At 57.9% G+C, this 19,891-nt stretch carries 25 protein-coding genes; 10 read left to right on the top strand and 15 right to left on the bottom strand.

From position 1 onward, the window contains the following. The first annotated feature begins 4 nt into the window (after positions 1-4). From gspG to C1N62_RS01295, 8 genes are read left to right on the top strand one after another with little or no spacing between them, the layout of a single operon-like run. A complete protein-coding gene (gspG, locus tag C1N62_RS01330) occupies positions 5-451 on the top strand; it encodes a type II secretion system major pseudopilin GspG (protein WP_137761944.1) in 447 nt (148 codons plus the stop codon). Between the two features lie 11 nt (positions 452-462). Beyond that, positions 463-951 carry a GspH/FimT family pseudopilin gene (locus tag C1N62_RS01325; protein ID WP_137764872.1) on the top strand — a complete coding sequence of 163 codons (489 nt, stop codon included), beginning with the start codon at positions 463-465 and terminating at the stop codon, positions 949-951. Continuing rightward, on the top strand, positions 948-1,331 hold the full coding sequence (gene gspI / locus C1N62_RS01320) for a type II secretion system minor pseudopilin GspI (RefSeq protein ID WP_137761943.1): 384 nt from the start codon (positions 948-950) through the stop codon (positions 1,329-1,331). Before C1N62_RS01325 ends, gspI begins: the two co-directional genes overlap by 4 nt. A gap of 2 nt (positions 1,332-1,333) precedes the next feature. Then, complete coding sequence (gene gspJ / locus C1N62_RS01315) at positions 1,334-1,996, top strand: type II secretion system minor pseudopilin GspJ (RefSeq protein WP_137761942.1); 663 nt, start codon at positions 1,334-1,336, stop codon at positions 1,994-1,996. After that, the gene (gene gspK / locus C1N62_RS01310) at positions 1,993-2,979 is read left to right on the top strand and encodes a type II secretion system minor pseudopilin GspK (RefSeq protein WP_137761941.1); all 987 of its coding nucleotides are present in this window, start codon (positions 1,993-1,995) and stop codon (positions 2,977-2,979) included. The genes gspJ and gspK overlap by 4 nt, the downstream gene beginning before the upstream one ends. Further along, positions 2,980-4,137: a type II secretion system protein GspL gene (gspL, locus tag C1N62_RS01305; protein ID WP_137761940.1), complete on the top strand. Its 1,158-nt coding sequence runs from the start codon at positions 2,980-2,982 to the stop codon at positions 4,135-4,137. It begins immediately after the preceding gene. Further along, positions 4,134-4,592, top strand: coding sequence for a type II secretion system protein GspM (gspM, locus tag C1N62_RS01300; RefSeq protein WP_137761939.1), 459 nt, complete (start codon positions 4,134-4,136; stop codon positions 4,590-4,592). The genes gspL and gspM overlap by 4 nt, the downstream gene beginning before the upstream one ends. A 13-nt stretch (positions 4,593-4,605) precedes the next feature. Next, a complete protein-coding gene (locus C1N62_RS01295) occupies positions 4,606-5,403 on the top strand; it encodes an A24 family peptidase (RefSeq protein ID WP_137761938.1) in 798 nt (265 codons plus the stop codon). Between the two features lie 19 nt (positions 5,404-5,422). On the opposite strand, the gene bfr is transcribed toward C1N62_RS01295, so the two are convergent. The 11 genes from bfr to fkpA all read right to left on the bottom strand — a co-directional run bounded on the left by bfr (position 5,423) and on the right by fkpA (position 13,802). Continuing rightward, positions 5,423-5,902: a bacterioferritin gene (gene bfr / locus C1N62_RS01290; protein ID WP_137761937.1), complete on the bottom strand. Its 480-nt coding sequence runs from the start codon at positions 5,900-5,902 to the stop codon at positions 5,423-5,425. 70 nt (positions 5,903-5,972) lie between these two features. After that, a complete protein-coding gene (gene bfd / locus C1N62_RS01285; RefSeq protein WP_137761936.1) occupies positions 5,973-6,167 on the bottom strand; it encodes a bacterioferritin-associated ferredoxin in 195 nt (64 codons plus the stop codon). Positions 6,168-6,399: 232 nt separating this feature from the next. Beyond that, positions 6,400-7,584 (bottom strand): elongation factor Tu, encoded by a 1,185-nt coding sequence (gene tuf, locus C1N62_RS01280; protein WP_137761935.1) that lies wholly within the window; start codon positions 7,582-7,584, stop codon positions 6,400-6,402. A 69-nt stretch (positions 7,585-7,653) separates the two neighbouring features. Then, a complete protein-coding gene (fusA, locus tag C1N62_RS01275; RefSeq protein ID WP_137761934.1) occupies positions 7,654-9,768 on the bottom strand; it encodes an elongation factor G in 2,115 nt (704 codons plus the stop codon). A gap of 96 nt (positions 9,769-9,864) precedes the next feature. Next, positions 9,865-10,335 (bottom strand): 30S ribosomal protein S7, encoded by a 471-nt coding sequence (rpsG, locus tag C1N62_RS01270; RefSeq protein ID WP_005969574.1) that lies wholly within the window; start codon positions 10,333-10,335, stop codon positions 9,865-9,867. A gap of 97 nt (positions 10,336-10,432) precedes the next feature. Continuing rightward, the gene (rpsL, locus tag C1N62_RS01265) at positions 10,433-10,807 is read right to left on the bottom strand and encodes a 30S ribosomal protein S12 (protein WP_004930426.1); all 375 of its coding nucleotides are present in this window, start codon (positions 10,805-10,807) and stop codon (positions 10,433-10,435) included. Between the two features lie 131 nt (positions 10,808-10,938). Then, complete coding sequence (gene tusB / locus C1N62_RS01260) at positions 10,939-11,226, bottom strand: sulfurtransferase complex subunit TusB (RefSeq protein ID WP_137761933.1); 288 nt, start codon at positions 11,224-11,226, stop codon at positions 10,939-10,941. Between the two features lie 10 nt (positions 11,227-11,236). Then, positions 11,237-11,596, bottom strand: coding sequence for a sulfurtransferase complex subunit TusC (gene tusC, locus C1N62_RS01255; RefSeq protein ID WP_137764871.1), 360 nt, complete (start codon positions 11,594-11,596; stop codon positions 11,237-11,239). Between the two features lie 8 nt (positions 11,597-11,604). Beyond that, positions 11,605-11,994 (bottom strand): sulfurtransferase complex subunit TusD, encoded by a 390-nt coding sequence (tusD, locus tag C1N62_RS01250; RefSeq protein ID WP_137761932.1) that lies wholly within the window; start codon positions 11,992-11,994, stop codon positions 11,605-11,607. Next, positions 11,994-12,716, bottom strand: coding sequence for a transcriptional regulator (locus tag C1N62_RS01245; protein ID WP_168195789.1), 723 nt, complete (start codon positions 12,714-12,716; stop codon positions 11,994-11,996). The genes tusD and C1N62_RS01245 overlap by 1 nt, the downstream gene beginning before the upstream one ends. Positions 12,717-12,959: 243 nt before the next feature. Continuing rightward, positions 12,960-13,802 carry an FKBP-type peptidyl-prolyl cis-trans isomerase gene (fkpA, locus tag C1N62_RS01240; protein WP_137761930.1) on the bottom strand — a complete coding sequence of 281 codons (843 nt, stop codon included), beginning with the start codon at positions 13,800-13,802 and terminating at the stop codon, positions 12,960-12,962. A 266-nt stretch (positions 13,803-14,068) separates the two neighbouring features. Between fkpA and C1N62_RS01235 the strand changes: the two genes are divergently transcribed. Then, the gene (locus C1N62_RS01235; RefSeq protein WP_137761929.1) at positions 14,069-14,287 is read left to right on the top strand and encodes a protein SlyX; all 219 of its coding nucleotides are present in this window, start codon (positions 14,069-14,071) and stop codon (positions 14,285-14,287) included. Between the two features lie 55 nt (positions 14,288-14,342). Here C1N62_RS01235 and slyD read toward each other — a convergent pair whose 3' ends face one another. The 4 genes from slyD to kefG all read right to left on the bottom strand — a co-directional run bounded on the left by slyD (position 14,343) and on the right by kefG (position 17,752). Then, on the bottom strand, positions 14,343-14,921 hold the full coding sequence (slyD, locus tag C1N62_RS01230; protein ID WP_137761928.1) for a peptidylprolyl isomerase: 579 nt from the start codon (positions 14,919-14,921) through the stop codon (positions 14,343-14,345). A 94-nt stretch (positions 14,922-15,015) separates the two neighbouring features. Further along, positions 15,016-15,219, bottom strand: a complete 204-nt coding sequence (locus tag C1N62_RS01225; protein ID WP_137761927.1) for a YheV family putative zinc ribbon protein — start codon at positions 15,217-15,219, stop codon at positions 15,016-15,018. 169 nt (positions 15,220-15,388) lie between these two features. Continuing rightward, positions 15,389-17,200, bottom strand: a complete 1,812-nt coding sequence (kefB, locus tag C1N62_RS01220) for a glutathione-regulated potassium-efflux system protein KefB (protein WP_137761926.1) — start codon at positions 17,198-17,200, stop codon at positions 15,389-15,391. Beyond that, complete coding sequence (gene kefG / locus C1N62_RS01215) at positions 17,201-17,752, bottom strand: glutathione-regulated potassium-efflux system ancillary protein KefG (RefSeq protein WP_168195878.1); 552 nt, start codon at positions 17,750-17,752, stop codon at positions 17,201-17,203. A 142-nt stretch (positions 17,753-17,894) separates the two neighbouring features. On the opposite strand from kefG, the gene C1N62_RS01210 reads away from it, so the two are divergent. Beyond that, positions 17,895-19,799, top strand: a complete 1,905-nt coding sequence (locus C1N62_RS01210; protein WP_137761925.1) for an ABC transporter ATP-binding protein — start codon at positions 17,895-17,897, stop codon at positions 19,797-19,799. Positions 19,800-19,891: the final 92 nt, after the last annotated feature.

The raw sequence follows: 19,891 nt of genomic DNA, 5'->3' as shown, positions 1-19,891 counted from the left end.
TACCATGTCAAAAGCGATTCGTTCTACCTCTTCAACACAACGCGGCTTTACCTTGATGGAGCTGATGGTTGTGATCGTCATTCTAGGCATCCTGGCGGCGCTGGTGGTGCCGAACCTGATGGGCAATAAGGAGCGGGCCGACCAGCAAAAGGCGGTCAGTGACATTGTGGCGCTGGAAAATGCCCTGGATATGTACAAGCTCGACAACCACCGCTACCCCACTACCGAGCAGGGACTGGAGGCATTGGTCAGCAAGCCGGAGATCAGCCCGGTGCCGGCCAATTACCGTCAGGATGGCTATATCAAACGCCTGCCAGCTGATCCGTGGGGCAACGACTACATGTTGCTCAGCCCTGGCGACCATGGGGCGGTCGATCTCTTCTCCGCTGGCCCGGATGGTGAGCCGAATACCGGTGATGACATTGCCAACTGGGCAGTGAAGGATAAATAACCTTGTCCCAGATGACGTCAAAAGGGTTCTCGCTGCTGGAGATTATGCTGGTGCTGGCGATTTTTGCTGGCACCGCACTCGTGGTGACGATGACCCTGCCGGATCATCACCCGCTCTATGCGCGGGCGGAGCAGATGAAAACGCTGATGGAGTATGCCTCCTCACGCGCGACGCTGGCCGGCCGGCCGCTGCGGCTGGCCCTGACGCCGTCTGGCTATCGATTCACCATTCTGGAGAGTGCGCTGCCACTGGTGCCGGATGCCACCCTACCGGCATGGGTGCCGGTGGAGTCAGAACGTATGCCAATGCAGGGGGAATTCGCCGCGGATGAAGAGGTGGCGTTGCTGACATCGTCCACCGAGGCATCCCAAATTCTGTTCACACCGGATGGCAGCATTACGCCGTTTGAGCTGCGCTTCTCCTCGCCGGATGCACCCTGCTGCACCCTCAGCGCGGGCGGCACGCTTCCTCTGACCCTGACACAGGCGGCACAACCATGAGTATGCCAGCCCGCTCCCAACAGGGCATGACCATCCTGGAGGTGATCCTGGCGCTTGCCATCTTCTCCATCGCTGCGCTGGCACTGCTAAACAGCCTGACCGCTCAGGTCAGTTTTACTGGCCATTTTCGCGACACGCTGATTGCGAACTGGGTGGCAGACAATGCGTTGGCAGAGCAGCGGCTCATGCCACAGAGCACAGAGAACACCAAGGCAGAGCAAGAGATCAGCATGGCTGGGCAGACATGGTTCCTGCGGCAAAACGTGTCGCAGGATGAGGCGCAACGGCTTCTGACCTCGCTGGAGGTGCGGGCCGATGCCAATACATCTGCGCCACTGTTGACCCTTGATGGCTTTTCACTGCCGCCTGAGAAGAAATAACCATGTTACGCGCCACTCAACAAGGATTCACGCTGATCGAGGTCATGCTCGCCATGGCGATTTTTGCCATGCTGAGCCTGCTGACCTACCAGATTCTCGGCGTCTCCCTGCAAAGCCAGGAGACGGTAGAGGAGCACAGCGAGACGCTCAATCAACTCCAGCGCACCTTTACCGTGATGGAACGGGATCTGACGCAGATCCTTCCACGCCGCAACCAGCCAGACCAACCGCTGCTGGACCTCTCATCCACTGAGCTGGGCTTTACCACGCTGGACGTGACCCGCGCGACCCAACCTCTGGCGGCCAGCGATCTGGTGGCGGTGCGTTGGCAGTTAACTGGCGAGAGCCTGACCCGCAGCACACTTCCGCTACCGGCCCGGCCAGAGGGCGAGTTCTCGGCGCCCCGCATCATGCTGGATAACGTTACGTCCCTCTCCTGGCGCTTCTTCGACCAGAGTTGGCAGCCGGAATGGCCCTCCACCACCGCATGGCCGAAGGCCGTGGAGATCGTGGCCGAGGTAAAAGGTGTGGGAGAGGTTCGCCGGCTGTTCCTGCTGCCGGATACCTTGCAGAAGCGCAAGAAAGCGCCCAATGAGACCCAACCTGCCACCGGTGGCGGCGCGGCCTCCCCGGCCAAATCCTCTGCGCAGGAGCCGACCCGATGAAGAGGCAACGTGGTGTCGCATTGCTAGTGGTGCTAATGATCCTCGCGATCATGGCATCGCTGGCTGCCAACATGACCTTGCACTTTCGCGCCAATCTACAGCAGCAGAGCATGGTGCTCCAGCAAACGCAGTTGCAGTGGCTGGCGCGATCGGCGGAAACGCTGGTTCTGTCACAGTTGCAGCAAGCGCTCGCCGATACCCCCAAGGTTACCGCCCTTGCACAGCCGGTGTTGCAACAGGCGGCGCTTGAAACCCCGTCAGGCTATCGCCTGCGCTACCAACTTGTGGACGCGCAGAGCTGCTTTAATCTCAACAGTTTGCGGGGAAATGTCCCGCCTGAGCCAGGCCAGCCTGAGCCTTACAATACCCAAGTCCTGCGTGCGCTGTTGCAGCAGGCCGGCGTGAGTTCTGACCAGACCGATCAGTTTATCGATACCTTGAGCGACTATCTGGATGATGACGACATCAGTCGTCCGGCGGGCGCGGAGGATGCGCGCTATAAGGCGCTCACGCCCTCGCGTGCCGCCGCCAATCAGTTGATGTTTTCGCTTAATGAGCTGGCCTCGCTGCCCAATCTGCCGCAGACGGCCCTGCAATCGATCCGTGACCAACTCTGCGTCTTACCGGAGGAGGGCCAGCTTATCGATATCAATACGCTGACTGAGCGGCACGCCCCCCTGCTCTCCGCCCTGTTTCTGGGCAGTCTGGATCAGGAGGCGGCGCGCAAATTGATTGCCGCCCGCCCCCATAACGGCTGGCCAGCAGTGGAGGCTTTTTTTGAGGCGGCCCAGCAAGCCAATTACACCCTGGAGATCGCTGGCGATGCGCTGAAGCCCTTGCTGGCCGTGCGCAGTGATTACTTCATTCTGCACACCCAGGGACAGTTCGAAATGCAGACCAATAGCATGAGCAGCCTGATTTACTACAACAGTGAAACAGGCGGCCTGAGCGTGTACCAACGTCGTTACCGGATAATTGATTAAATGCCTAACTCTCCCAGCACTGACCACCTGTTCATTCGGGTCGGCCGCTCCCCTGACGAACCAGTCTACTGGTTTGATTCCCACGCCCGCACGCCAGAGGATATTCATCAACTGGCAAGCAGTGAGGCGCTCGGTGAACTGTCGACGCACCCCGCCGCGCAGCGGGTGTGCCTGCTGTTTCCCGCCAGTATGGTGGTTTTCCGCAGCCTCACGCTCCCGGCCAAAACGCCCAGAGCATTGGATGCGCTGATTGCCCACCTGACTGAGGAGAGCATTGCCAGCGACCCGGACACCCTCCACTGGGCAACGCTGTGCCGACAAGAGACGCAGTTGCAGGTGATGGGCATGGATGAAAGGGTGCTCCGCCAGACCTTGGAGAGCCTGAACTCGGCAGGTCTTGGCGTGGTGTGCGCCACCGCGGATGCGCTGTTGCTGCCGTTGGCTGAAGCAGGCTGGAGTGCCTGCCGTTTCGGGGATGAGTGGCTGATCCGCCAGTCTGCGTATGCGGCCTGTGTGGTGGACGACCGCTGGTGCGCGCGTTTCCTCGCCATGAGTCAGCCGGAGTGCGTGACCTGCCATAGCGATAATCCGCCCGACTATCCCGCGTTGCACCGTGCGCCGTCAGCTCACCCCTTTTTATTAATGCTGCAAGCCCTGCCTGACGTTCTCCCTACACTGTTGCAGGGCAAATTTACCCCACGTAAGCCCACCAAAACCTGGGGCCGGGTATTGCCGCGCATTACAGTCAGCCTGCTGGCGGCAGCCGTTGGATTGGCCATGCTGCTGCCGGCAGTCACCCTATGGCAGCTGACACGTCTGGAAAACCAAGTCACTACTCAAATAGAGACGGTTTATCGCCACTGGTTCCCAGAGAGTCCCCAGACGCGGAATTTGCGTTTCTATTTCGAGCAAAATATGAAGAAGCGTACGCCCCCGTTCCTGCCCGCGCTGACGCGGCTCAATGCCGCCAAAAAGACCGGCATCACCTTTATCGGGCTGGATTACGACCAAACGTCCGGTGCTTTTACCCTCCAACTTGAGGTTCAGGATAACCGCGCGCTGGACGCTTTTATGGCGGCCACCGACAGCGAATTTCATTTCAGTAAATCAAATGCCCAAGGGCAGAGCGTCACGTTAAGCAGCAGGAGATCTTCATGAAACAGTGGCTGATGAACAAACCGCCGCACGAGCAGCGGATCATAATGGCCTTGGGCGCACTGCTGGCGGCCGCCCTGCTCTGGTTTGGCTTCTTTATGCCGATGAACAGCAAAATCGCCACGCTGGAAAAACACATTGCCAGCCAACAGAGCAACCTCGACTGGATGCTGGCACAGGCTGAAGCTTTGACCCCACCACTTGGCCCCAAGCCCAGTAAAGAGGCGTTGAGCGGCATCGTCACCCAATCGGCGGCCCGTAGCGGCATTATCGTGACACAACAGAACGCCACGGCAGAGGGACTCACTGTGACCCTGAACCCTGTCAGCTTCCCCACCCTGTTGCGCTGGCTTGGGCAGTTGGCCACAGAGCAGCACGTTGAGGTTGTGAAAATTAATCTTGAGGCGGGCGACCGTGCGAACCAACAGGTCAACGTGCGCCAGCTAACGCTACGGTAAAGGCATTCACAGTATGATGAGCACAGCACTTCTCTCTGCCCTGCCGGGCTGGTATCTCCACGGTGGCGTGGCCCTGCTGGGGCTGCTGCTGGGGAGTTTTATGAATGCGGTGATCTATCGCCTGCCGCTGATGATTACCCAACCGGAACAAAACCCGGCGCTTAATCTGGCGTTCCCTGGCTCCCACTGCCCCACCTGTAAGGCACCACTGCGTGCCTGGCACAATATTCCCGTGTTGAGTTGGATTTTGCTGCGCGGACACTGCCACGCCTGTGGCATCCGTATCCCTGCGCGCTACCCTTGCGTCGAATTGCTCTGTGGCTTGCTGTTTTTAGGCGCATCTTACCTGTTCCATACGCCTTTCGACCTGCTCTGCGCACTGGCGGTCATCTGGTTTCTGCTGGCGTTAAGCCTGATCGATATCAGCACTTACTTGCTGCCAGATACCCTGACCCTGCCATTGCTGTGGCTGGGCTTGCTTGCCCATTCGGTGGGCGGCACCCTGCCTTTACAAGATGCACTCTATGGCGCGGTGGCGGGTTATCTGGCGCTATGGCTGCTCTATTGGGGCTTCAAACTGACGACAGGCAGAGAAGGGATGGGCTATGGCGATTTCAAACTGCTGGCAGCGCTGGGAGCATGGCTGGGCTGGCAGGTACTGCCTATGCTCTGTCTGCTGGCGGCACTGGTCGGGATAGCCGCGGCGCTGGCGCGCCGTCTACTACAGGGTAAGACCGGCATGTTACCGTTTGGCCCCTGTCTGGCGCTGGCAGGCATGATTATCTATATCTGCCAGGCAGGCAGCGCCTGACTGGCGTTTCGCTGAAAGGTTACTGGGCTTCTTCGCGGATTTGGGATTGGATGTAGTTTTGGATGCCGACACGGCCAATCAACTCCAACTCGGTCTCCAGCCAGTCGATGTGATGCTCCTCATCCGTCAGGATCTCAATCATCATATCGCGACTGACGTAATCATGGATGGAGTCCGCATGGGCAATCGCTGCACGTAGATCACGGGCGCCATCCAGTTCCAGTGCAAGATCAGATCGCAGCATCTCTTCGACATCTTCACCAATGTTCAGGCGACCGAGATCCTGCAAATTGGGCAACCCTTCCAAAAACAGGATGCGCTCAATATAGCGATCGGCATGTTTCATCTCATCAATGGATTCGTGGTATTCCACATCATTGAGGCGCATCAGGCCCCAGTTTTTGAACATGCGGGCATGCAGGAAATATTGGTTAATCGCAACTAATTCATTGCCAAGAAGTTTATTAAGGTGGGTAATGATCTTCGCATCGCCTTTCATAGTGAACTCCTCCATTCCAGTATCTAAAGCGTAGATCCGGGATAGAGTAAGTCAACGCACTGGCGCTTATTTAGGCGATATTTTCAAATTCTGGGATCGATTGCAGCTCGTCCTCCATAATTTGCCTGGCTACGCGAACACACTTGCCGCACTGGGTACCGACCGGAACCAGGGTCTTAAGTTGTTGGAATGTGCGGGGCTGGTATCGACGAACCGCCTGGCGAATCGTCTTATCGCTGACCGCATTACACAAACATACGTACATAAAAACCACTCAATGAACACTCTTTGATCATATCGTAAATGCGAATCGTTATTATTGCAAATTCGTTTTTGCCGTATAGCTCATAAACTTATCATTGTATTTAGTGAGGTTTTTGGCGGAGAGGGAGAGGGAAATGCGAGGAAAAGTGATATCAACTCAAGGTGGCAGGTAGGAGAACAGCCATAAAAAAAGGGTGCCGAAGCACCCTTTTTCTTGCAGAAATTATCAGCGATTAAGCGATAACTTTAGCAACAACGCCCGCACCAACAGTACGGCCGCCTTCACGGATTGCGAAACGCAGACCGTCGTCCATCGCGATCGGGTGGATCAGGGTAACAACCATCTGGATGTTGTCGCCCGGCATTACCATCTCAACACCTTCCGGCAGTTCGATGGTACCAGTCACGTCAGTAGTACGGAAGTAGAACTGCGGACGGTAGCCTTTGAAGAACGGAGTGTGACGACCGCCTTCTTCTTTGGACAGGATGTACACTTCAGATTCGAACTTGGTGTGCGGCTTGATGGTGCCCGGCTTAGCCAGTACCTGACCACGTTCGATCTCTTCACGTTTGATACCACGCAGCAGAACACCTACGTTCTCGCCTGCACGGCCTTCGTCCAGCAGTTTGCGGAACATTTCAACGCCGGTACAAGTGGATTTCGCGGTGTCTTTGATACCAACGATTTCAACTTCTTCACCCACTTTGATGATGCCGCGCTCTACACGACCGGTCACAACAGTACCACGGCCGGAGATGGAGAACACGTCTTCGATCGGCAGCAGGAACGGCTTGTCAATCGCACGCTCTGGTTCCGGGATGTAGCTGTCCAGTGCTTCGGCCAGTTCTACAATCTTGTCTTCCCACTCTGCTTCGCCTTCCAGCGCTTTCAGAGCAGAACCACGGATCACCGGAGTGTCGTCGCCCGGGAAGTCGTACTGAGACAGCAGCTCACGCACTTCCATCTCAACCAGTTCCAGCAGCTCTTCGTCATCAACCATGTCACATTTGTTCAGGAACACGATGATGAAAGGAACGCCTACCTGACGACCCAGCAGGATGTGCTCACGGGTCTGCGGCATCGGGCCGTCAGTCGCAGCAACAACCAGGATCGCGCCGTCCATCTGAGCAGCACCGGTGATCATGTTTTTCACGTAGTCGGCGTGCCCTGGGCAGTCAACGTGTGCGTAGTGACGGCTCGGGGTATCGTACTCAACGTGAGAGGTGTTGATGGTGATACCACGTGCTTTTTCTTCCGGCGCGTTATCGATCTGGTCGAAAGCACGAGCCTGGCCACCGAATTTCTTAGCCAGTACGTTGGTGATTGCAGCAGTCAGGGTAGTTTTACCGTGGTCAACGTGGCCGATAGTACCAACGTTAACGTGCGGTTTTTTACGTTCAAATTTTTCTTTAGACACGGCTATATTCCTTAATCTTGTGCTCTCCCTCGGGGGAGAGCACGGGATCATTGTGTTAAACCCGAAGGCTTATTTACCACGGGCTTCGATAACGGCCTGAGCGACGTTGTTCGGTGCATCATCATACTTCAGGAATTCCATGGTGTATGATGCGCGACCTTTGGTCAGAGAACGCAGCTGAGTTGCATATCCGAACATTTCAGACAGCGGTACTTCAGCGTGGATCTTAACGCCAGTAACTTCGGATTCTTGACCGCGCAGCATACCGCGACGACGGCTCAAGTCACCAATCACGTCACCAGTGTTCTCTTCCGGCGTTTCTACCTCAACCTTCATGATTGGCTCAAGCAGAACTGGTTTTGCTTTCTTAAAGCCATCTTTAAAGGCGATAGACGCAGCCAGTTTAAACGCCAGCTCAGAGGAGTCAACGTCATGGTAAGAACCGAAGTGCAGACGGATACCCATATCAACAACCGGGTAGCCAGCCAGCGGGCCTGCTTTCAGCTGTTCCTGGATGCCTTTATCAACGGCAGGGATGTATTCGCCAGGAATTACACCACCTTTGATATCGTTGACAAACTCGTAGCCTTTCGGGTTGGAACCCGGCTCCAGCGGGTACATGTCGATAACAACATGACCGTACTGACCGCGACCACCAGACTGCTTGGCGTGTTTACCTTCGATATCGGTAACTTTGCTGCGAATCGCTTCGCGGTAAGCAACCTGAGGTTTACCGACGTTCGCTTCAACGTTGAATTCACGCTTCATGCGGTCAACGATGATGTCGAGGTGCAGCTCACCCATACCGGCGATAATGGTCTGGTTAGATTCTTCGTCAGTCCATACGCGGAAGGACGGGTCTTCTTTCGCCAGACGGCCCAGAGCCAGACCCATTTTTTCTTGGTCAGCTTTGGTTTTCGGTTCTACTGCGATGGAGATTACCGGCTCAGGGAATTCCATACGCTCCAGAATGATCGGCGACTCTGGGTCACACAGGGTGTCACCAGTAGTTACGTCTTTCAGACCGATAGCAGCGGCGATGTCGCCCGCACGAACTTCTTTGATCTCTTCACGTTTGTTAGCGTGCATCTGAACGATACGACCGAAACGCTCACGTGCAGATTTCACGGAGTTCAGTACGGTATCACCAGAGTTAACCACACCGGAGTACACACGGAAGAAGGTCAAGTTACCCACGAACGGGTCGGTAGCAATTTTGAACGCCAGTGCAGAGAAAGGCTCATCATCGCTAGCGTGACGCTCAGCCGGGGTGTCCTTGCCGTCGTCCAGCATGCCGTTGATGGCAGGAACGTCGGTCGGAGCCGGCAGGTAGTCAACTACCGCGTCCAGCATCGCCTGAACACCTTTGTTCTTGAATGCAGAACCACAGGTAACCAGGATGATTTCGTTGTTCAGCACGCGCTGACGCAGAGCAGCCTTGATCTCTTCCTCGGTCAGCTCTTCGCCGCCCAGGTATTTTTCCATCAGCTCTTCAGATGCTTCAGCTGCGGATTCGATCAGGTTCTGGTGCCATTCGTCAGCCAGGTCCTGCATGTCGGCCGGGATGTCTTCGTATTCGAAGGTCACACCCTGGTCTTCATCGTTCCAGTTGATGGCTTTCATTTTCACCAGGTCAACAACACCGGTGAAGTGCTCTTCAGCACCAATCGCCAGCTGCAGCGGAACCGGGTTCGCGCCCAGACGGGATTTGATCTGACCAACAACTTTCAGGAAGTTAGCGCCCATGCGGTCCATTTTGTTAACGAACGCGATGCGCGGAACTTTATATTTGTTAGCCTGACGCCATACGGTTTCAGACTGCGGCTGAACACCACCGACCGCACAGTAAACCATTACCGCGCCATCAAGAACACGCATGGAACGTTCTACTTCGATGGTGAAGTCAACGTGTCCCGGGGTGTCGATGATGTTGATACGGTGAGCATCAAATTGCTTCGCCATACCAGACCAGAAAGCGGTCGTTGCCGCAGAAGTGATGGTAATACCACGCTCCTGCTCCTGAGCCATCCAGTCCATGGTAGCGGCGCCGTCATGAACTTCACCGATCTTATGGTTTACACCGGTGTAGAACAGAATACGTTCGGTAGTCGTGGTTTTACCGGCGTCGATGTGAGCACTGATACCGATGTTACGATAGCGTGCAATGGGTGTTGTACGAGCCATTTGATTCCTCTATCACTAGGACGTTCAAGTTTAGTTAACCCAAGCGGGTTGGCTTCTTGAAGCGCCCGCTTGGTTAGCATAACTACTGCGTGGTGATTACCAGCGGTAGTGGGCGAACGCCTTGTTGGCTTCTGCCATACGGTGAACGTCTTCACGTTTCTTCACAGCAGTACCTTTGTTTTCTGCTGCGTCAGAGAGTTCGTTCGCCAGGCGGAGAGCCATGGATTTATCACCGCGTTTACGAGCAGCTTCAACGATCCAACGCATTGCCAGGGCATTACGACGAACCGGACGGACTTCAACTGGTACCTGATAAGTAGAACCACCAACGCGGCGAGACTTAACTTCTACAGTCGGGCGCACGTTGTCCAGAGCTACTTCGAAAGCTTCCAGGTGGCCTTTACCAGAACGCTGAGCCAGGGTCTCCAGCGCGGTATAGACGATTGCTTCAGCAGTAGATTTCTTACCATCTACCATCAGGATGTTTACAAATTTGGCCAGCAGCTCAGATCCGAACTTAGGATCCGGCAAAATTTTACGTTGACCAATGACGCGACGACGTGGCATGGAATAGCTCCGTTGTTAATTCAGGATTGTCCAAAACTCTACGAGTTTATTTTGACATTAAAGTTAAAAATGTTTGGCCTTACTTAACGGAGAACCATTAAGCCTTTGGCTTCTTAACGCCGTACTTAGAACGAGCTTGCTTACGGTCTTTAACACCGGAGCAGTCGAGCGCACCGCGAACGGTGTGGTAACGCACACCTGGCAAGTCTTTAACACGACCGCCACGGATCAGGATCACGGAGTGCTCCTGCAGGTTGTGACCTTCACCGCCGATGTAGGAGGTGACTTCAAAACCGTTAGTCAGACGAACACGGCACACTTTACGCAGTGCGGAGTTCGGTTTTTTCGGGGTGGTGGTATATACGCGGGTACATACACCACGTTTTTGCGGGCAGGCTTCCAGCGCCGGAACGTTGCTTTTCGCAGCCTTCACAGAGCGTGGTTTGCGTACCAGCTGGTTAATCGTTGCCATTAAAAAAGCTCCTGGGTTTGCTTCGTAAACACGTAATAAATCGCCTCGTATGCCAGAAGGCAAAGTACGAGGACGCAGAATTTTATTGCTGACTAAGAAAGGTGTCAAGAAATATACAGTGCCACCCGCAATCACCCTGCGATTTGCTGAACGTGTTTAACGGTCAGTGTGACGAAAATAGTATAGTCGACGAGCGCGATTTTGTCTGAAATTTGACCAGTCAGCCCGCGGGCTTCCACATCCTCTTTCAGCGCAAAGAGGGAGATTGGGGCGGCCAGCAGCAAATCAAGGGCAGCACTGCCCGTTAACCCGGCCAGCACGCCATCTTGCATCAGCAGCAGGTCATCGCCCTCGCCTGCCAGCCGCAGCAGCGCTGGCACATCAGTGTGGAACGGGGAGTGGGAGAGAGTCAACAGCATGGGGCATCCGTTAAAAAGTCATCACAACATCGTAACTGGCCAGCCGCTCGCGCAGCGCATCCGGCGGCAGAACCTCGGCCTCCAGCACCCACGGCAGGTCAGGCGCGATGCCGCGCGCCTGCAGTGAGGCTTCACACAGGTAGCAGTGCTCCACGTCATACAGCGGCAGCACGCCAAAGGTGGCGATGTAGTTGCGCGCCAGGATCTTCTCCGGCGCCTGATTGGGCAGCAGTTGCAGTACGCCATCGGCGATGAAAAAGACGCCGATCTGCTCACTCAGGGCCGAGGCCGCCAGCAGCGCATCCAGCCCCTCACGTCCGGCGGCATTGCCGTGCGGCCCTTGGGTAAAAATAAAGGCGACGCGTTTCATCTCATCCATCAAAATTGTACCATCCGGTCGCAGCGCAGGGAGGCCTCTGCCAGCGCGCCCAGACCGCTCAGGGTAAAGCCGCTCTGCAAATTGGCATGGCCGAGCGACAACTGCCGCGCCTCGTTCTCATCCGTCACGCCCCGGCGCAGCGCCGCTGCCACACAGACATTCAACGCCACCTGATGCTCAACGGCCAGCCGTTGCCAGGCGCGCACCAGATCGAACTCATCACTGGCCGGTGCGGTCAACTGGTTGGCGTTCAACACCCCTTCACGATAGAAGAAGATGCTCTCCAGATGGTGGCCCGCCGCCAGGAGCGCGCGGGCGAACTGGTAGGCGGCACTGGCCTGCTGGGTGCCGTAGGCTGGCCCGGTGACCAAAAGGGCATAACGCAGCATCAACGGTCACTTCCCAACAGGTCGCCGCTTTTGAACTGGCGGATGTAGAGATAGACCGTATGCTTGGAGATATTCAGCCGATCCGCCACCTGGTTGATGGCGTCCTTGATGTCGAAGATCCCCTTCTCATACAGGTTCAGCACCACCTGCCGGTTTTTGGCGTTGTTGGAAACATTGCGATCCGCATTGACCTCCTCAATGGTGAACTCCAGCGTCTGCGCCACCAGATCATCCACCGAAGAGGCAAAGTTCACGGAGGAGCTAATCTCATGCGCCTCGGGCGGGATAAAGGTCTGGATAATCTGCGAAAACGGCACGTCGAGGTTCATGTTGATACAGAGCAGGCCAATCACCCGCTGCTCATGGTTGCGAATGGCGATGGTGACGGATTTCATCAGCACGCCGCTCTTCGCCCGCGTAAAGTAGGCTTTGGAGACGCTGCTGTCAGCGCCAGCCATATCGTGCAGCATCCGCAGCGCCAGATCGGTAATCGGCGAGCCGATCTTACGGCCGGTATGCTCGCCGTTGGCAATGCGCACCGCCGAGCACTTGAGATCCTCAAGCGAGTGCAGGACGATCTCGCAATGCCCGCCAATCAGCATTGCCAAGCCATCCACCACTGCCTCATAGGATTTCAGGATCTCGTGGTCCGTGGCGGTGAAGGGCCGTTGTTCCAGCAAATCAAGGTCGCTGATTTCGCCAGGTAAGAGCGAATTAGACATCGAAGATACCATCCTCTGCGTAGAGAGAGCCGGGCCGACGTGGGGCCAGCAGGCTCATCACTCACTATCTTTAGGTCGTCAGTCTAGCAAATCTGCCGGCGTAACGAGCCTGGAATTGCTAAAGACGTTATGACGGGGAGCGGAAGGCGTCAAGTTATCCCGGCACCCAATGGCGGGCGGTGGAAAAAAGGCATAAAAAAACCGCCGCCAGCAGGCGACGGTTCTATGGAGCAGCGGGAAGGCTTACTGGCCTTTCGCGCCTGCGGCGGCAGCGTCTTCTGCCTTGTCTGCGCCAGCGTCATTTTTTGGCGCGGCTTTCACGTCCAGCAGCTCAACGTCAAACACCAGCGTGGAGTTTGCCGGGATGCCCGGAACGCCCGTTTTGCCGTAAGCCAGCTCCGGTGGGATGACCAGCTTGATCTTGCCGCCTTTCTTGATGTGCTTCAGGCCTTCGGTCCAGCCTGGGATCACACCGTCCAGACGGAAGGAGAGCGGCTCGCCACGGGTGTAGGAGTTATCGAACTCGGTGCCATCGGTCAGGGTGCCCTTGTAGTTCACCACCACGGTGTCGCTGTCTTTCGGCGCATCACCGGCACCCGGTTTCTCTACTTGGTAGAGCAGGCCGGATTCAGTTTTCTTCACGCCCTTCTCTTTGGCGAACTTATCGCGGTAAGTCTGCCCCTTGGTGGCATTCTCCTGCGCGTCTTTCTCCATTTTCGCCTGAGCGGAAGCCTTCACGCGGGCCTCGAATGCCTGCAGGGTCTGCTCGATCTCCTGGTCAGAGAGCTTGCTCTTGTCAGCAAAGGCGTCCTGCACACCGGCGATCAGCTGCGCTTTGTCCAGCGCGATGCCCAGCTTCTCTTGCTCTTTCAGGGAGTTGTCCATGTAACGGCCGAGGGAGGCACCCAGCGCATAAGCGGACTGTTGGTCTTCATTTTTGAAGGCGCTGTTGACGGCCGGTGCGGCGGCCGCAGCCGGGGCCGCGGTATCCGTTGCTTTTGCCGCTTCCGCAGCCATCACCTGGGTGGCGCTCAGTGCCATTGCCATCGTTGTAGCCAACAGCGTTACTTTAAAAAGTGATTTCATCCATTTCTCCAATGGCTTAGGGAGTCTGGCCCCAAGCAACGATTACCAAAATTCTTTTGCTACTATAACTGTCTGCGCGACGGCAAAACAATCTCTATACTCAGCAAATGCGTTATATTCCGACCTTATTTGCGTCAGGAAGTTTCGTTGCCAGCTGACTATTCTTCCCGCCGGCAACCGTGCAAACCAAGCAATGTGCCGCCGATGGCGGTAGAATCCGGCCCTTTCGCCTTCCGCCGGATTGGCGAGTTACAGAGGATAGCAATATGGAACAGAACGCGTTCGAACAGCGGCTGGAGATGCTGGAGAGCCGCCTGGCCTTTCAGGAAGTGACGATTGAGGAGCTTAACCTGATTGTCACTGAGCACCAGATGGCACTGAGCAAGCTGCGTGAGCACCTGCGTCTGCTGACCGATAAGCTGCGCGCTGCCCAGCCCTCCGCCGTCGCCCACCCATCTGAAGAGACGCCACCGCCGCACTACTGATCGACGGGCGCAAAAAAGGCGGCCCAAGGCCGCCTTTTTACCACGAGGGTTGGGCTTAGTGGCAGCCGCAGCCGCCGGTGCCGCAACCACCTTTACCGTGGTCATGGTCGTGGTCATGGTCGTGGCCGCCGCAGCAGCTGTCGCCATGCTCATGGTGATGGTGGCCGTGCTCGCCGTGAACGTGGCCGTGGGCCAGTTCGTCAGCGGTGGCTTCACGGATGGCAACCACTTCCACGTTGAAGTTCAGGTTCTGGCCCGCCAACATATGGTTGCCGTCCACGGTCACGTGGTCGTCTTCCACTTCGGTGATCTCTACCGGTACCTGGCCCTGATCGGTATCCGCGATGAAGCGCATACCAACTTGCAGTTCGTCCACGCCCATGAAGACGTCTTTCGGTACGCGCTGCACCAGGTTTTCGTCATAGGTGCCGTAAGCTTCGTTCGCGCCAACGTGCACGTCAAAGCGGTCGCCCACGTCGTGGCCTTCCAGCGCCTTTTCCAGACCTGCGATCAGGGAGCCATGACCATGCAGATAGTCCAGCGGCGCACTCACCGGAGACTCATCAACCAATACACCGTCTTCTGTACGTACCTGGTAAGCCAGGCTGACCACCAAGTCTTTTGCTACTTTCATGATATCTCCTACCGTTGGAAAGCAAATTGGCGCAGATTGTAGCGGAAATCTGCGGCTCTGTACGCATCAGCATAAAAAAACGCAACGCGCCGCGTCACTCCGGGTGGAAAATGCCGATCACCTGCTCCTGCGGGCGGACATGCTGCTGGACCTGCTCTTCCGTCTGGCGTTGGTGGTGGCCGCACTTCACGCACTCCACCACTTCCACCTGGTCCTCGCGCCATAACATCAGGCTATCCAGCGCCTTGCACTGCGGGCAGACGGCCCCGGCAATGAAACGCTTACGTGTTGCTGACATGCTGTTGACTCCAGAATGAGTACCGCACCATCCGCTCTGTTTTCACTACCCGGATGAACCACGGCCGGAAAGGGATCTTTCCAATGAATAAAGCGCCAGGCTCACGCCTGACGCTTCGCGCTTTCTATCAGTCTAGAACGGATGGGCGCTCACCTCAATCGCAGTGTGGCTACTCATGCTCATCCCAGCCATCCAGCCGACGGCTTTCGTTGTGCATCTCCCGCTCGAAGATCTCCTCCAGCTCACGCCGTGCCTCGCGGATGCGGGAACTTTGCGCCACGTCGCCCTGCCGTTGCGGCATCAGCTCGCGCAGCATCCGCATATCGAGCCGGCGGAAGTGGTGCTGCGCCCGGTAGGCCTGATGCGGATGCATGCCGAGGGTGGTCAGCGCCTTGCGCCCCAGCTCCAGTGCGCTGGAGAAGGTCTCACGGGAAAAGTGGGCGACGCCCGCCTGCAACAGCTCATGCGCCTCCACCCTGCCGCGCGCGCGCGCCAAAATCTCCAGATGGGGGAAGTGTTGCTGGCAGAGCCGCACCACCGCCATCGTATCCTCCGGCTCATTGCAGGTGATGACGATGGTACGCGCCCGCTCCGCGCCGGCGGCACGCAGCAGCTCCAACTCCGTCGCGTCGCCATAGTAGACGTGGTAACCGTAGCTGCGCATCAGGCTGACAACGCTGATATCGCGCTCCAGCACGGTGATGCGCGCCTTGTTGGCCATCAGCAAACGACCAATTACCTGGCCGAAACGGCCGAAGCCCACCACGATCACCTGTGGCTCGTCATCCTCGACGTGGTGCTCCTCATGCCCCTCCTCCGGGGTGTTGTAGCGCCGCGCCAACAGGCGGTCGATGCCTTGCATTAGCAGCGGCGTGGTTACCATCGACATGGTGACCACCACCAGCAGCAGCGACAGCTGGTCAGGGGTAATGACCCGCTGCGCCGCGGCGGCAGAGAAGATCACAAAGGCGAACTCGCCGCCCTGACTCAGCACGCCAGCAAACTGCAAGCGCACCGAGCGGCGCAGGCCAAACAGCCGCGCCAGCCCATACAAAATGGCACTCTTAACAAAGACCAGCGTCGCCACGCCCGCCAGCACCATCAGCAGGTTGGTGTAGAGCACGCCGAGGTTGAGCGCCATGCCGACCGAAATAAAGAACAGCCCGAGCAGCAGCCCCTTGAATGGCTCGACGGCGATCTCCAGCTCATGCTGGTATTCGCTCTCCGCCAGCAGCACGCCAGCAATAAAGGTGCCGAGCGCCATCGAGAAGCCGAGCGCGTCCATAAACAGCGCCGCGCCCAGCACGGTCAGCAGCGCGGCGGCGGTGAAGATCTCCCGCACCCCGGCCGCCACGATAAAGCGCAGCAGCGGCCGCAGCAGATAGCGCCCGCCAATCAACATGCCGCCGAACGCCACGATCTTCATGCCGATCTTGGCCCAGTCCGTCTCTGCCTCGCCGCCGACGCCCGCCAGCAGCGGGATCAGCGCCAGCGCCGGGATCACCGCCATATCCTGGAACAGCAGCACCGAGAAGCCGAGCTGGCCGCCCTCGTTGCGCTTCATCCCTTTGTCTTTCATCAGTTGCAGCGCCATCGCCGTCGAGGACATCGCCAGACCGATACCGCCGACCACCGCCGCTTGCCAGGCGAAGTCCGACAGATAGAGCAGCGCGAACAGCACCGCCGCCGTCAGCCCCACCTGCCCGGCGCCGACGCCAAAAATTGAGCGCCGCAACTGCCACAGCTTGGCCGGATTCAGCTCCAACCCAATCAGGAACATCAGGAACACTACCCCCAGCTCGGAGAAGTGCAAAATCTCCTGCACGTCGCGGATCACGCCAAAGCCCCATGGGCCGATGGCGATGCCAGCGATCAGGTAGCCGAGCACCGCGCCGAGGCCCAGCCGTTGGGCGATCGGCACCGCCACCACGGCGGCGCACAGGAACACCAGCGCCGCCCCTAAAATGTTCGATGCTTCCATTCATCCTCCTCCCTGTGGCAACGGCGTCCGCAACCAGTCGCGATAGGCGTCGGCATGGCTGGCCATCACCTCGGTTGACTGGCGGCGCGCCCAGTAGATCACCATTGGCGACATCCAGTGCATCCGGCACATGGCGGCGGTCAGCTCAAACGGCCGCAGGATCTCCGCCATCGGGTAGCGGTTGTAGCCCTGCTTGCCGTAGGCGCCCTCCGGCTCGCCGGTAGTGAGCACCGTGCGCCAATACTTGCCGGCCAGCGCGTTGCCGCCGATGCCGCTGGCGAAACCGCGCGCCAGCACGCGATCCATCCACTCCTTCAACAGCGCCGGGCAGCTGTAGGTATAGAAAGGGTGCTGAAACACAATGACGCTATGCTCGCGCAGCAACTGCTGCTCGTATTGGATATCAATGAAGAAATCTGGATAGTGTGCGTAGAGATCGTGCACGGTGACATGCTCCAACCCGGCCGCAGAGGCGAGCAGCCTCCGGTTGGCCACCGAGTCCTGGGCTTCAGGGTGGGCATACAACAGCAAAACCTTGGGCGGCGGCGACATCATTCCCTCCAAAGCGTCGTCAGGGTGCGGATTTTCCGTTACCATGCTCCGCAAGATTCAAGGACGCCAGGCGTCTGGTGACTTAACGTTTTGGCCATCTTAGTTGTCGTCAATTTAACATATTCTGAACATACGGCGCTTTATGATTGTTTTCTCCTCGCTACAAATACGACGCGGTACGCAAGTCCTGCTGGATAACACCTCCGCGACGGTGAACCCAGGCCAGAAAGTTGGGCTGGTGGGCAAGAACGGCTGCGGTAAATCTACCCTGCTTTCGTTGCTGAAAAGTGAAATGAGCGCCGATGCTGGCAGCGTCAATTTCCCCGGCAACTGGGCGCTGGCCTGGGTCAACCAGGAGACGCCAGCGCTGGATGTGCCGGCGCTGGAGTATGTCATTGACGGCGACCGCGAGTTCCGCCAGTTGGAGACCGATCTGCGTGCCGCTGACGCGCGCAACGACGGCAACGCCATCGCGCTGGTGCACGGCAAGCTGGACGCCATTCAGGCCTGGACCATTCAGGCGCGCGCCTCCAGCTTGCTGCACGGCCTTGGCTTCTCGCAGAGCCAGCTCCAGCAGCCGGTGAAAGATTTCTCCGGTGGCTGGCGGATGCGCCTTAACCTGGCGCAGGCGCTGATCTGCCGCTCCGATCTGCTGCTGCTCGATGAGCCGACTAACCACCTCGATCTGGACGCGGTGATCTGGCTGGAGAAGTGGTTGAAGGGTTATCCCGGCACGCTGATCCTGATCTCGCACGATCGCGACTTCCTCGACCCGATCGTCGACAAAATCCTGCACATTGAGCAGCAGTCGCTGAACGAGTACACCGGCAACTACTCCTCCTTCGAGCGCCAGCGCGCCACCAAACTGGCGCAACAGCAGTCGCTCTACCAGAGCCAACAGGAGAAAGTGGCCCACCTGCAAAGCTATATCGATCGCTTCCGTGCCAAGGCCAGCAAGGCCAAGCAGGCGCAGAGCCGCATCAAGATGCTCGAGCGGATGGAGCTGATCGCCCCGGCGCACGTCGATAACCCGTTCCACTTCAGCTTCCGCGCGCCAGAGGCGCTGCCCGATCCGCTGCTGCGCATGGAGAAGGTGAGCGCTGGCTATGGCGATCGCACCATCCTCGACGCCATCAAGCTGAATCTGGTGCCCGGCTCGCGCATTGGCCTGCTGGGGCGCAACGGCGCTGGCAAATCGACGCTGATCAAGCTGCTGGCTGGCACCCTCGCGCCGCAGCAGGGCGAGATTGGTCTGGCGAAGGGCGTCAAGCTGGGGTACTTCGCCCAGCACCAGCTGGAGTTTTTGCGCGCCGACGAGTCGCCGCTCCAGCACCTGAGCCGGCTGGCGCCGCGCGAGCTGGAGCAACAGCTGCGCGACTATCTGGGCGGCTTTGGCTTCCAGGGCGACAAAGTGACCGAGCAGACCGCCCGTTTCTCCGGCGGCGAAAAGGCGCGGCTGGTGCTGGCACTGATTGTCTGGCAGCGCCCCAACCTGCTGCTGCTCGATGAGCCGACCAACCACCTGGATCTCGACATGCGTCAGGCGCTGACCGAAGCGCTGATCGACTTCGAGGGCGCGCTGGTGGTGGTCTCGCACGACCGTCACCTGTTGCGCTCCACCACGGACGATCTCTATCTGGTGCACGACGGCAAGGTCGAGCCTTTCGAGGGCGATCTGGAGGATTACCAGCAGTGGCTGAGCGACCTGCAAAAGCAGGAGAGCCAGCAGGACGCACCTGCCAAAGAGTTGGGCAGCAACAGCGCGCAGGCACGTAAAGACCAGAAGCGGCGCGAGGCGGAACTGCGTAGCCAGACTCAGCCACTGCGCAAGAAGTTGCAGCAACTGGAGAAGCAGATGGAGAGCTACAGCGCGCAGTTGGCGGAAGCGGAAACCACGCTCGGTGACACCGCGCTCTACGATCCGGCCCGCAAGACTGACCTGACCGCCTGCCTGCAAAAACAGGCGCAGGCCAAGGCCGGGCTGGAAGAGGCCGAGATGGCGTGGCTGGAGATCCAGGAGCAGCTTGAGCAGTTCAGCGCCGAGTGATGTGCGGGTGGGCCTCCCCGGCCCGCCCGGTTGCGCATGGCGAGAAATAAATCCGGTTCCTTTGGCCGGGGCACTTCCCGCCCCGGCGTTGT

The sequence above is a fragment of the Nissabacter sp. SGAir0207 genome, assembly GCF_005491205.1.
GTDB lineage: Bacteria > Pseudomonadota > Gammaproteobacteria > Enterobacterales > Enterobacteriaceae > Chimaeribacter.
The sequence above is the reverse complement of the archived record's forward strand: the minus strand, read 5'-3'. Positions and strand labels throughout refer to the sequence as shown.

Excerpts from the sequence above, each read along its gene's own strand:
- gspG (WP_137761944.1), top strand. The coding sequence starts at position 5 with ATGTCAAAAGCGATTCGTTCTACCTCTTCAACACAACGCGGCTTTACC.
- C1N62_RS01325 (WP_137764872.1), top strand. The coding sequence starts at position 463 with ATGACGTCAAAAGGGTTCTCGCTGCTGGAGATTATGCTGGTGCTGGCG.
- gspI (WP_137761943.1), top strand. The coding sequence starts at position 948 with ATGAGTATGCCAGCCCGCTCCCAACAGGGCATGACCATCCTGGAGGTG.
- gspJ (WP_137761942.1), top strand. The coding sequence starts at position 1,334 with ATGTTACGCGCCACTCAACAAGGATTCACGCTGATCGAGGTCATGCTC.
- gspK (WP_137761941.1), top strand. The coding sequence starts at position 1,993 with ATGAAGAGGCAACGTGGTGTCGCATTGCTAGTGGTGCTAATGATCCTC.
- gspL (WP_137761940.1), top strand. The coding sequence starts at position 2,980 with ATGCCTAACTCTCCCAGCACTGACCACCTGTTCATTCGGGTCGGCCGC.
- gspM (WP_137761939.1), top strand. The coding sequence starts at position 4,134 with ATGAAACAGTGGCTGATGAACAAACCGCCGCACGAGCAGCGGATCATA.
- C1N62_RS01295 (WP_137761938.1), top strand. The coding sequence starts at position 4,606 with ATGATGAGCACAGCACTTCTCTCTGCCCTGCCGGGCTGGTATCTCCAC.
- bfr (WP_137761937.1), bottom strand. The coding sequence starts at position 5,902 with ATGAAAGGCGATGCGAAGATCATTACCCACCTTAATAAACTTCTTGGC.
- bfd (WP_137761936.1), bottom strand. The coding sequence starts at position 6,167 with ATGTACGTATGTTTGTGTAATGCGGTCAGCGATAAGACGATTCGCCAG.
- fusA (WP_137761934.1), bottom strand. The coding sequence starts at position 9,768 with ATGGCTCGTACAACACCCATTGCACGCTATCGTAACATCGGTATCAGT.
- rpsG (WP_005969574.1), bottom strand. The coding sequence starts at position 10,335 with ATGCCACGTCGTCGCGTCATTGGTCAACGTAAAATTTTGCCGGATCCT.
- rpsL (WP_004930426.1), bottom strand. The coding sequence starts at position 10,807 with ATGGCAACGATTAACCAGCTGGTACGCAAACCACGCTCTGTGAAGGCT.
- tusB (WP_137761933.1), bottom strand. The coding sequence starts at position 11,226 with ATGCTGTTGACTCTCTCCCACTCCCCGTTCCACACTGATGTGCCAGCG.
- tusC (WP_137764871.1), bottom strand. The coding sequence starts at position 11,596 with ATGAAACGCGTCGCCTTTATTTTTACCCAAGGGCCGCACGGCAATGCC.
- tusD (WP_137761932.1), bottom strand. The coding sequence starts at position 11,994 with ATGCTGCGTTATGCCCTTTTGGTCACCGGGCCAGCCTACGGCACCCAG.
- C1N62_RS01245 (WP_168195789.1), bottom strand. The coding sequence starts at position 12,716 with ATGTCTAATTCGCTCTTACCTGGCGAAATCAGCGACCTTGATTTGCTG.
- fkpA (WP_137761930.1), bottom strand. The coding sequence starts at position 13,802 with ATGAAATCACTTTTTAAAGTAACGCTGTTGGCTACAACGATGGCAATG.
- C1N62_RS01235 (WP_137761929.1), top strand. The coding sequence starts at position 14,069 with ATGGAACAGAACGCGTTCGAACAGCGGCTGGAGATGCTGGAGAGCCGC.
- slyD (WP_137761928.1), bottom strand. The coding sequence starts at position 14,921 with ATGAAAGTAGCAAAAGACTTGGTGGTCAGCCTGGCTTACCAGGTACGT.
- C1N62_RS01225 (WP_137761927.1), bottom strand. The coding sequence starts at position 15,219 with ATGTCAGCAACACGTAAGCGTTTCATTGCCGGGGCCGTCTGCCCGCAG.
- kefB (WP_137761926.1), bottom strand. The coding sequence starts at position 17,200 with ATGGAAGCATCGAACATTTTAGGGGCGGCGCTGGTGTTCCTGTGCGCC.
- kefG (WP_168195878.1), bottom strand. The coding sequence starts at position 17,752 with ATGTCGCCGCCGCCCAAGGTTTTGCTGTTGTATGCCCACCCTGAAGCC.
- C1N62_RS01210 (WP_137761925.1), top strand. The coding sequence starts at position 17,895 with ATGATTGTTTTCTCCTCGCTACAAATACGACGCGGTACGCAAGTCCTG.